The organism is Streptomyces torulosus (assembly GCF_001419765.1).
Lineage (GTDB): Bacteria > Actinomycetota > Actinomycetes > Streptomycetales > Streptomycetaceae > Streptomyces > Streptomyces torulosus.
The window spans coordinates 1-11,192 of sequence record NZ_LIRK01000411.1; the positions used below are offsets into that span (position 1 = coordinate 1).

General features: G+C 70.2%; 8 protein-coding genes. 7 read left to right on the plus strand and 1 reads right to left on the minus strand.

Annotated elements, in window-relative coordinates; translation table 11 throughout:
* The first annotated feature begins 160 nt into the window (after positions 1-160).
* Both AOK23_RS26965 and secA read left to right on the plus strand, forming a co-directional pair.
* Positions 161-2,101, plus strand: coding sequence for an acyl-CoA dehydrogenase family protein (locus tag AOK23_RS26965; RefSeq protein ID WP_055715222.1), 1,941 nt, complete (start codon positions 161-163; stop codon positions 2,099-2,101).
* 138 nt (positions 2,102-2,239) lie between these two features.
* Positions 2,240-4,885: a preprotein translocase subunit SecA gene (gene secA, locus AOK23_RS26970; RefSeq protein WP_079049721.1), complete on the plus strand. Its 2,646-nt coding sequence runs from the start codon at positions 2,240-2,242 to the stop codon at positions 4,883-4,885.
* Positions 4,886-4,912: 27 nt separating this feature from the next.
* Here the strand turns inward: secA and AOK23_RS26975 are convergent, their stop codons facing one another.
* A complete protein-coding gene (locus AOK23_RS26975; RefSeq protein WP_055715223.1) occupies positions 4,913-5,368 on the minus strand; it encodes a lamin tail domain-containing protein in 456 nt (151 codons plus the stop codon).
* A 222-nt stretch (positions 5,369-5,590) separates the two neighbouring features.
* Here AOK23_RS26975 and dxr point away from each other — a divergent pair, with 222 nt between their 5' ends.
* The 5 genes from dxr to AOK23_RS27000 all read left to right on the plus strand — a co-directional run.
* Positions 5,591-6,865 (plus strand): 1-deoxy-D-xylulose-5-phosphate reductoisomerase, encoded by a 1,275-nt coding sequence (dxr, locus tag AOK23_RS26980; RefSeq protein WP_055715224.1) that lies wholly within the window; start codon positions 5,591-5,593, stop codon positions 6,863-6,865.
* Entirely contained in the window at positions 6,862-8,166 is a 1,305-nt protein-coding gene (locus tag AOK23_RS26985) for a M50 family metallopeptidase (protein ID WP_055715225.1), read from the plus strand. Before dxr ends, AOK23_RS26985 begins: the two co-directional genes overlap by 4 nt.
* A gap of 192 nt (positions 8,167-8,358) precedes the next feature.
* Positions 8,359-9,516: a flavodoxin-dependent (E)-4-hydroxy-3-methylbut-2-enyl-diphosphate synthase gene (ispG, locus tag AOK23_RS26990; RefSeq protein ID WP_055715226.1), complete on the plus strand. Its 1,158-nt coding sequence runs from the start codon at positions 8,359-8,361 to the stop codon at positions 9,514-9,516.
* Positions 9,517-9,718: 202 nt separating this feature from the next.
* Entirely contained in the window at positions 9,719-10,573 is an 855-nt protein-coding gene (locus AOK23_RS26995) for a GNAT family N-acetyltransferase (protein ID WP_055522833.1), read from the plus strand.
* Between the two features lie 103 nt (positions 10,574-10,676).
* A partial coding sequence (locus tag AOK23_RS27000; protein ID WP_055715227.1) for a GNAT family N-acetyltransferase occupies positions 10,677-11,192 on the plus strand: 516 nt, incomplete at its 3' end.

An 11,192-nucleotide genomic window follows, 5' to 3' on the forward strand; every position in this document is an offset into this window, starting at 1 on the left:
GTCCGGGGGTGAAGCGTTACTCGGCCACCGGCGGCCGAACGCGGACGCGAGGGGTGGCGGGGGGCGTCCGGATCGGGTACCAACGATCGAGTAGCACCCATCGGTAACCAATCAGGTACTCATCCGGTACAAGATCCCGATTCGCGGCGAGGTGAGCCTCATGTCCGCACCACCCCTCAAGAAACCCGTCGTCACCGAACGTGAGGCCCGCCAGGTGGCGGAGGCAGCCCGCGAGCGGGACTGGCGCAAGCCCAGCTTCGCCAAGGAACTGTTCCTGGGCCGGTTCCGCCTCGACCTCATCCACCCCCACCCGCTGCCCACCGACGAGGCCGTCCGGCGCGGTGAGCAGTTCCTGACCAAGCTCCGCGCGTTCTGCGAGACGAAGGTCGACGGCGCCCTCATCGAGCGCGAGGCCCGGATCCCCGACGAGGTGATCAACGGCCTCAAGGAACTCGGCGCCCTCGGCATGAAGATCGACCCCAAGTACGGCGGCCTCGGCCTCACCCAGGTGTACTACAACAAGGCGCTGGCCCTGGTCGGCTCGGCCAGCCCGGCGATCGGCGTGCTGCTCTCCGCGCATCAGTCGATCGGCGTACCGCAGCCGCTGAAACTGTTCGGCACCCCCGAGCAGAAGCAGAAGTTCCTGCCGCGCTGCGCCCGCACCGACATCAGCGCCTTCCTCCTCACCGAGCCCGACGTCGGCTCGGACCCGGCCCGGCTGGCGACGACCGCGGTGCCCGACGGGGACGACTACGTCCTCGACGGCGTGAAGCTCTGGACGACGAACGGCGTGGTCGCCGACCTCCTCGTCGTCATGGCGCGGGTGCCGAAGTCCGACGGCCACAAGGGCGGCATCACCGCCTTCGTCGTGGAGACGGACACGCCCGGCGTCACCGTCGAGAACCGCAACGCCTTCATGGGCCTGCGCGGCATCGAGAACGGCGTCACCCGCTTCCACCAGGTCCGGGTCCCGGCGGCGAACCGCATCGGCCCGGAGGGCGCGGGGCTGAAGATCGCGCTGACCACCCTCAACACCGGCCGGCTCTCGCTGCCCGCGTCCTGTGTGGCCGCCGGCAAGTGGTGTCTGAAGATCGCCCGCGAATGGTCTCAGGCCCGTGAGCAGTGGGGCAAGCCGATCGCCCACCACGAGGCCGTCGGCGCCAAGATCAGCTTCATCGCGGCCACCACCTTCGCCCTGGAGGCGGTGCTCGACCTCTCCTCGCAGATGGCCGACGAGGACCGCAACGACATCCGGATCGAGGGCGCCCTCGCCAAGCTCTTCGCCTCCGAGATGGGCTGGCGCATCGCCGACGAGCTGGTCCAGATCCGCGGCGGCCGGGGCTTCGAGACCGCCGACTCCCTGCGGGCGCGCGGCGAACGTGCCGTGCCCGCCGAGCAGATGCTCCGCGACCTGCGGATCAACCGCATCTTCGAGGGCTCCACGGAGATCATGCACCTGCTGATCGCCCGCGAGGCCGTCGACGCCCACCTGTCCGTGGCCGGAGACCTCATCGACCCCGAGAAGTCCCTCTCCGACAAGGCCAGGGCAGGGGCGAACGCGGGCGTCTTCTACGCCAAGTGGCTGCCCAAGCTGGTCACGGGCACCGGCCAACTCCCCCGCGCCTACGCGGAGTTCCACCCGACGGGCCACCCCGACCTCGCGGCCCACCTGCGCTACGTCGAGCGCTCCGCCCGCAAGCTGGCCCGCTCCACCTTCTACGCCATGTCCCGCTGGCAGGGCCGGATGGAGACCAAACAGGGCTTCCTGGGCCGGATCGTCGACATCGGCGCCGAGCTGTTCGCGATGAGCGCGACCTGCGTACGGGCCGAGCTGCTGCGCACCACGGAGGGGCACGGCCGCGAGGCGTACCAGCTCGCCGACGTCTTCTGCCGGCAGTCCCGACTCCGCGTCGAGGAACTCTTCGGCCGGCTGTGGAGCAACACCGACGACGTCGACCGCAAGGTGGTCAAGGGCGTGCTCGGCGGTGCGTACGAGTGGCTGGAGCAGGGTGTGATCGACCCCTCCGGTGAGGGCCCGTGGATCGCGGACGCGACACCGGGCGCGAGCGAGAAGGAGAACGTCCACCGCCCCATTCGCTGACGCCGCCCCATTCGCCGACCGTCGCGCACGGAACGCACCGTCGCCCCGCTCCGCCGTCCCGCTGCTTGCCGCGCTCAGCCCACGAGCCGACAATCGAAAGGACGGCGGACGGGGCGACAGCGCCGAGGTGATGCTGCGATGTCCGAACTCGGCATGAATTCCCTCACCCACAAGATCATGCGCGCGGGCGAGGGCCGGATACTGCGCCGGCTGCACCGGATCGCCGACGAGGTCGCCTCGGTCGAGGAGGATTTCGCGGCCCTGGACGACACCGGCCTGCGCGCCCTCACCGACGAGTACCGGCAGCGGCTGGCCGACGGCGAGACCCTCGACGACCTGCTGCCGGAGACCTTCGCCACCATGCGGGAGGCCGCCCGCCGCACCCTCGGCATGCGCCCCTTCGACGTCCAGGTCATGGGCGGCGCGGCCCTTCATCTCGGCAATGTCGCCGAAATGCAGACGGGCGAGGGAAAGACCCTGGTGGCCACTCTTCCCGTCTATCTGAACGCCCTCACCGGAAAAGGCGTCCACGTCGTCACCGTCAACGACTACCTCGCCCGCCGGGACGCCGAATGGATGGGAAAGGCGTATGAATTCCTCGGGCTGACCGTCGGTGTCGTCCGCTCCGAATCGACCCCGGACGAACGCCGGGCGGCGTACGCGTGCGATGTCACCTACGGCACGAACACGGAATTCGGCTTCGACTATCTCCGCGACAACATGGCCTGGTCGCGAGCCGAGCTCGTGCAGCGCGGCCATCACTTCGCGATCGTCGACGAGGCCGACTCCATCCTCATCGACGAGGCCCGCACCCCGTTGATCATCTCGGGCCCGGCCGACCCGGCCACGCACTGGTACGAGGCCTTCGCGACCCTCGTGGGCCCGATGAGGGGCGTCGAGATCCAGGAGGAGCGCTTCACCCGCCCCGCCGACAAGGACCGGCTGGAGCGACTGCGCGCGAGCCACCACTACGAGTACGACCCACGCAAGCACACCGTCGCGATCCTCGACCCCGGCGTCGACTACGTCCAGGACCAGTTGGGCATCGACAGCCTCTACGAGTCCGACCACACCCCCCTCATCGGGCACCTCAACAACGCGCTCAAGGCCAAGGAACTGTTCCGGAGGGACCAGGAGTACGTCGTCATCGACGGGGAGGTCCTGATCGTCGACGAGCACACCGGCCGCCTGCTTCCCGGCCGCCGCTACAACGAGGGCCTCCACCAGGCGATCGAGGCCAAGGAGGGGGTGTCGGTCAACGCCGAGAACCAGACCCTCGCCACCATTACCCTGCAGAACTTCTTCCGCCTCTACGACAAGCTCTCCGGCATGACCGGCACGGCGATGACGGAGGCCGCCGAGTTCCACCAGATCTACGAGCTGGGGGTCGTCCCCGTCCCCACCAATCGGCCCATGATCCGCGAGGACCGGCCGGACCTGATCTACCGGACCACCGACGCCAAGTTCGCGGCGGTCGTCGACGACATCGCGGAGCGGCACGCCAGGGGCCAGCCGGTGCTGGTCGGCACCACCACGGTCGAGGTCTCCGAGGCGCTCTCCGCCCGTTTGCGCGCCCGTCGCGTCCCGCACCAGGTCCTCAACGCCAAGAACCACCGCCTCGAGGCCATGATCGTGGCCCAGGCCGGGCGCAGGGGAGCGGTGACGGTCGCCACGAACATGGCGGGCCGGGGCACCGACATCATGCTCGGCGGCAACCCGGAGGCCCTGGCCCGGGCCGCGCTGCCCGACGACGCGGACGAGGAGGAGCGCCGGGCGGTCCTCGACCGGATCACCGCCCAGGTGGCGGCCGAGCACACCGAGGTCACCGCACTCGGCGGCCTCTACGTCCTCGGCACCGAACGCCACGACGCCCGCCGTGTCGACCACCAGCTGCGCGGCCGTTCCGGCCGCCAGGGCGACCCGGGGGAGTCCCGCTTCTACCTCTCCCTCCAGGACGATCTGATGCGGCTGTTCCAGGCCCAGCTCGTCGAGCGCGTCATGGCCGCGACGAACGTGCCCGAGGACGTCCCCATCGAGAACAGGATCGTCACCCGTGCCGTCGCCTCCGCCCAGGCCCAGCTGGAGCGCCAGCACTTCGAGTCCCGCAAGGACGTCCTGAAGTTCGACGAGGTCCTCAACCGCCAGCGCCGGCTGATCTACGCCCAGCGCCGCCGCGTCCTGGAGGGCGAGGACCTGCGCGGCCAGCTCCTCCGCTTCATGGACGAGACCGTCGAGGCGTACGTCGCCGCCGAGACCGCCGAGGGGTACCCGGAGGAGTGGGACCTGGACGCCCTGTGGCGGGCGCTCGGGCAGCTCTACCCGGTGGGGCTCACCATCAAGGACCTGGAGCGGGAGCACGGCGGCCGCGTGAACCTCACTGCCGGGGACCTGGTGGCGGCCCTCACGGACGACATCCGTGCCCACTACGCCGAGCGCGAGGCGGAGCTGGGCGAGGGGACCCTGCGCGAGCTGGAACGCCGGGTGGTGCTGTCCGTCCTGGACCGCACCTGGCGCGAGCACCTGTACGAGATGGACTACCTCCGCGACGGCATCGGCCTGCGCTGGACCCTGGGCCGCGAACCCATCGTCGAGTACGAGCGCGAGGGCTTCGACATGTTCGTCGCCATGACCGACGCGATCAAGGAGGAGTCCGTCGGCTACGTCTTCCACCTCGACACCGCCTCCGCCGGCCTCACCCCCTCCCGCGACGAGGACGCCCTCCACTTCACGGCCCCGACCGTCGACACGGCGGAGGGTGTGGTGGAGGGCGCCCGGCGGTCGTAGCCGCTCAGCGGTACGTACCGCCGGTGCTCAGCAGTACTTGTCGCTGGCGTCGCGCGTCGTCCACGAGCACGAGTCGACCTTGGTCCCGCTCGCCCGCAGCAGCGTCGCCGTGTCGCTGGTGTTGTTCCAGACGTAGGCCCTGCGGTTCTGGTACTTGGTCGCGCTGGTGTCGGTGCCCGAGCCGGTGCGGACCTTGATGTACTTGCCCGCCCCGATCTTGATGTTCGGGAACGTGTACTTGTGGTTGTCGGGGTCCTTCAGCACCCAGCCCTTCAGCGAGACGGCCGACGTGCCGGTGTTCCTGATCTGCACCCATTCGCCGTTGAGGCTCGTGTTGGTCCGGGTGTCCTTGCCGGGGCTGTCGAAGTACACGCGGTGGAGGGTGACGCCCCCCGCCGCCTCAGCCGGGCTGCTCAGCACCGTGCCGGTGAGTGCCACGGCTCCGGCGAGCGCGGGCAGGGCGGCGCGAATGCGCTTGCGCATGGATTTCCCCCCAGGGTCCTCGTACACGATCGCCGTCGTCATCCAGCGGCGCAGCGATCGGCTGATACGACTTTCGGATCAGCTGGGAAGTAGTCATATCACCCCGTCTTCACATCTGCTTCACAAACGGAGAAAACGCATCGTCGACGGCACACCACCCGAAGTGGGTCAACGGGGGGCCGCGCGGTCCTGCCGGACACCGGATGCGGCAACAATGGGGGGATGAGTGACAGTCCCGCCCCTCTCGCCGATCCCCATCTCGTCTTCGACCCCGTCGACGGGGTCCGGGACGTGGTGATCCTCGGATCGACCGGCTCGATCGGCACCCAGGCCATCGACCTCGTCCTGCGCAACCCGGACCGCTTCCGGGTCACCGGGCTCTCCGCCGCCGGAGGGAGGGTGGAACTGCTGGCCGAGCAGGCGCACCAACTGCGGGTGCGGACCGTCGCCGTCGCCCGCGAGGACACCGTCCCCGCGCTGCGCGAGGCCCTGACCGCCGCGTACGGCACCGGCGAGCCGCTCCCCGAGATCCTCGCGGGCCCCGGCGCCGCCGCCGAGCTCGCCGCCTCCGACTGTCACACGGTGCTCAACGGCATCACCGGCTCCATCGGCCTCGCGCCCACCCTCGCCGCCCTGGAGGCGGGCCGCACCCTCGCGCTCGCCAACAAGGAGTCGCTCATCGTGGGCGGCCCGCTGGTGAAGGCCGTGGCCAAGCCCGGCCAGATCATCCCGGTCGACTCCGAGCACGCCGCCCTCTTCCAGGCCCTCGCCTGCGGCACCCGCGCCGATGTGCGCAAGCTGGTCGTCACCGCCTCCGGCGGCCCGTTCCGCGGCCGCACCAAGGAGGAACTCGCGGACGTCACCCCCGCCGACGCCCTCGCGCACCCCACCTGGGCCATGGGCCCGGTCATCACGGTCAACTCCGCGACCCTCGTCAACAAGGGCCTGGAAGTCATCGAGGCGCACCTCCTCTACGACATTCCCTTCGATCGCATTGAGGTCGTCGTCCACCCCCAGTCGTATGTCCACTCGATGGTTGAGTTCACGGACGGATCGACAATGGCGCAGGCCACGCCCCCGGACATGCGCGGCCCCATCGCCATCGGCCTGGGCTGGCCGCAGCGCGTCCCCGACGCCGCGCCCGCCTTCGACTGGACCAAGGCGTCCACCTGGGAGTTCTTCCCCCTCGACGACGACGCGTTCCCCTCGGTCGGCCTCGCCCGGCACGTGGGCCGGCTCGCGGGCACGGCCCCGGCGGTGTTCAATGCGGCCAACGAGGAGTGCGTGGACGCGTTCCTGCACGGCGGTCTCCGGTTCGACGCGATCATGGAGACGGTGACCCGGGTCGTCGAGGAGCACGGCACCCCCGCCACGGGAACTTCCCTGACCGTGGCGGACGTCCTCGAAGCGGAGACCTGGGCGCGCGCCCGCGCCCGTGAACTGACCGGTTCCCCAGGCAAACCCACCGAGCGGACGACCGCGGAGGCCCGTGCATGACGACCCTGATGTTCATCCTCGGCATAGTGGTCTTCGTGATCGGCCTGGCCTTCTCGATCGCCTGGCACGAACTGGGCCACTTCTCGACGGCCAAGATGTTCGGCATCCGCGTGCCCCAGTTCATGGTGGGCTTCGGCCCGACCGTCTGGTCCCGCAGGAAGGGCGAGACGGAGTACGGCGTCAAGGCGATCCCGCTCGGCGGCTACATCCGCATGATCGGCATGATCCCGCCCGGCGCCGACGGCCGCGTCGAGAGCCGCTCCACCTCCCCGTGGCGCGGGATGATCGAGGACGCCCGCGAGGCGTCCTTCGAGGAGCTCCAGCCCGGCGACGAGCAGCGCCTCTTCTACACGCGCAAGCCGTGGAAGCGCGTCATCGTGATGTTCGCCGGGCCCTTCATGAACCTGATCCTCGCCGTCGTGATCTTCGTCGGCGTGATGATGACCTTCGGCGCCAAGACCCAGACGACCACGGTCAGCAAGGTCTCCGACTGCGTCATCTCCGCCAGCGAGAACCGCACCAAGTGCAAGGACGGCGACAAGGAGGCCCCCGCCAAGGCCGCCGGTCTCCAGCCCGGCGACAAGATCGTCGCGTTCGACGGCGCCCCCGTCACCGACTGGTCGGCCCTCCAGACCGACATCCGCGACAACCCCGGCAAGAAGGTCGTCCTCACCGTCGAGCGCGACGGCAAGCAGGTCGACATCACCCCCACCCTCATCAAGAACGATGTCGCCCAGACCGACGGCCAGGGCGGCTACGTCGAGGACAAGTTCGTCTCCGCCGGCTGGCTCGGCTTCACCCCGGCATCCGACATCGTCCCGCTCTCCTTCGGGCAGTCCGTGGACCGCATGGGCGACATGATGGAGAACGGCGTCGAGTCCCTCATCTCGCTGCCCGCCAAGATCCCCGCCCTGTGGGACGCCACCTTCGGCGACGGCGAGCGCGCGGCGGACTCACCCATGGGTGTGGTCGGCGCCGCCCGCGTCGGCGGTGAGATCTTCACCATGGACATCCCCGCCACCCAGCAGCTCGCCAGCTTCCTCATCCTGCTGGCCGGCTTCAACCTCTCCCTCTTCCTGTTCAACATGCTCCCGCTCCTGCCGCTCGACGGCGGGCACATCGCGGGCGCCCTGTGGGAGTCGGTGCGCCGGAACACGGCCAAGGTGCTCCGCCGGCCCGACCCCGGCCCCTTCGACGTGGCGAAGCTGATGCCCGTCGCGTACGTCGTGGCCGGCGTCTTCATCTGCTTCACGCTGCTCGTCCTCATCGCGGACCTCGTGAACCCGGTGCGCATCTCGTAGACACCCCGCGTTCACGGCGGCCGGGCACCCTGGGGTGCCCGGCCGCTTCGCTGTCCCGCCCCCGGCCTTCCCTTACGGGTGGGTTTACGGCCCGTGATGTGCTGGGGCCCAGGGCCGTGCCGTAATCTCGAAGCCTGGAGCCCGCCTGTTCCGGGACCCGATCCTGATCCACAACTTGGGGTTGCACAGCAGATGACTGCGATTTCTCTCGGCATGCCGTCCGTTCCGACCAAGCTCGCCGAGCGCCGCAAGAGCCGGCAGATCCAGGTCGGGTCCGTGGCGGTCGGCGGGGACGCACCGGTGTCGGTCCAGTCCATGACGACCACGCGTACGTCCGACATCGGCGCCACGCTCCAGCAGATCGCCGAGCTGACGGCCTCCGGCTGCCAGATCGTCCGGGTCGCCTGCCCGACGCAGGACGACGCCGACGCCCTGCCCGTCATCGCGAAGAAGTCGCAGATCCCGGTCATCGCCGACATCCACTTCCAGCCGAAGTACGTGTTCGCCGCGATCGAGGCCGGCTGCGCCGCCGTCCGCGTCAACCCCGGCAACATCAAGCAGTTCGACGACAAGGTCAAGGAGATCGCCCAGGCGGCGAACGACCACGGCACCCCGATCCGCATCGGTGTCAACGCCGGCTCCCTCGACCGCCGCCTCCTGCAGAAGTACGGCAAGGCCACCCCCGAGGCCCTGGTCGAGTCGGCCCTGTGGGAGGCCTCCCTCTTCGAGGAGCACGGCTTCCGGGACATCAAGATCTCGGTCAAGCACAACGACCCGGTCGTCATGGTCAACGCCTACCGTCAGCTCGCCGCCCAGTGCGACTACCCCCTCCACCTCGGCGTCACCGAGGCGGGCCCCGCCTTCCAGGGCACGATCAAGTCCGCCGTGGCCTTCGGCGCGCTCCTCTCCGAGGGCATCGGCGACACGATCCGCGTCTCCCTCTCCGCGCCCCCGGTGGAGGAGGTCAAGGTCGGCAACCAGATCCTGGAGTCCCTCAACCTCAAGCAGCGCGGCCTGGAGATCGTCTCCTGCCCCTCCTGCGGGCGGGCCCAGGTCGACGTCTACAAGCTCGCCGAAGAGGTCACCGCCGGCCTCACCGGCATGGAGGTCCCCCTCCGCGTCGCCGTCATGGGCTGCGTCGTCAACGGCCCGGGCGAGGCCCGCGAGGCCGACCTCGGCGTCGCCTCCGGCAACGGCAAGGGCCAGATCTTCGTCAAGGGCGAGGTCATCAAGACCGTCCCCGAGTCCAAGATCGTCGAGACCCTCATCGAGGAGGCCATGAAGATCGCCGAGGAGATGGAGAAGGCCGGCGTCACCTCGGGCGAGCCGACGGTGGCGGTGGCAGGCTGAGGACGCCTGACAGCGCCCCGGGGCGCCACGGGCGCGTCTCAAGGGCCGCAGGCCCCTTGAGGGGCGCGGGGAACTGCGCGACAAGCCACGACGTACCCGCACCCGCCAGAGCACAGGTACCCCCGAGCTCCGGGGCGCCCGGCCACAGCCCCGCAAGGTATCGTGCGGAAATCAGCGCAGACCAAGGGTGAGGCCCCCGCACGTGTTGACCCAGACCACCACCCGGGTCCTCGAACCGAGTGACCTGGACGCCGCACTCGCCGTCCTCGACCGCGAGCCCGTCGCGAACGCCTTCGTGACCTCCCGCGTCCAGGTCGCCGGCCTGGACCCCTGGCGGCTCGGCGGCGAGATGTGGGGCTGGTACGAGGACGGCGCCCTCACCTCCCTCTGTTATGCCGGCGCCAACCTCGTCCCCATCTGCGCCACCCCGCGCGCCGTCCGCGCCTTCGCCGACCGCGCCCGCCGGGCCGGCCGCCGCTGCTCCTCGCTCGTCGGTCCCGCCGAACCCACCGCCCAGCTCTGGCGCCTGCTGGAGCCCAGTTGGGGCCCCGCCCGCGAGGTCCGCGCGCACCAGCCGCTGATGGTCACCGACCGGCTGCCCGACCCCGCCGAGGTCGCCCCCGACCCGTACGTCCGCCGGATCCGCAAGGATGAGATGGAAACGATCATGCCGGCGTGCGTGGCGATGTTCACCGAGGAGGTCGGCGTCTCCCCGATGGCCGGGGACGGCGGCCTCCTCTACCAGGCCCGCGTCGCCGAACTCGTCGGCTCCGGCCGCTCCTTCGCCCGCCTCGACGCCGACGGCCGCGTGGTCTTCAAGGCCGAGATCGGCGCCGCCACCCCCCAGGCCTGCCAGATCCAGGGCGTCTGGGTGGCCCCCGAGTACCGCGGCCGGGGCCTGGCAGGGCCCGGCATGGCGGCGGTCCTGCGCTACGCCCTCGCCGACGTGGCCCCTCTGGTCAGCCTCTACGTCAACGACTTCAACACGGCCGCGCGGCGCACCTACCGCAGGGTGGGCTTCCAGGAGGTCGGGGAGTTCATGAGCGTCCTCTTCTGACGAAGGCCGACGCACCCCCGTCCCGGACACGGGGAACCGCAGGGTCGGCCACATCCGACCGGCACCCCGCGCACCACCCGAACCCCCCTGTAGCATCCGCAACATGAGCCTCGTCATCGGCCCCCTGGACCTCCCCGCCCACGTAGACGAGGCCCTGGCCGTCCAAGCCGTGGCGTTCGGTCTCGGCCCCGACGAGGTTGCCGTACGCCGCCAGATCGTCCTGCGCCACATGACCTACCCCGGAGCGAGGGCACTCGGCGCCACGGCCGGCGGCCGTCTCGTCGGATTCGTCTACGGCATGCCCAACGACCGCACCCACTGGTGGTCCACCGTCGTGGAGCCCTACCTCCGCGCCCGGGGTCACGAGGACTGGCTGGACGGCTCCTTCGTGATCACCGAGCTGCACGTCCACCCCGCCTACCAGAACCGCGGTGTCGGCCGGTCCCTGATCACCACCATCACCGACAGCGCGACCGAGCCCCGCTCGATCCTCTCCGCGATCGACATCGAGAGCCCCGCCCGGGGCCTGTACCGCTCCCTCGGCTACGAGGACCTCGCCCGCCAGGTCCTCTTCCCCAGCGCCCCCCGGCCGTACGCCGTCATGGGCGCCCCCCTGCCC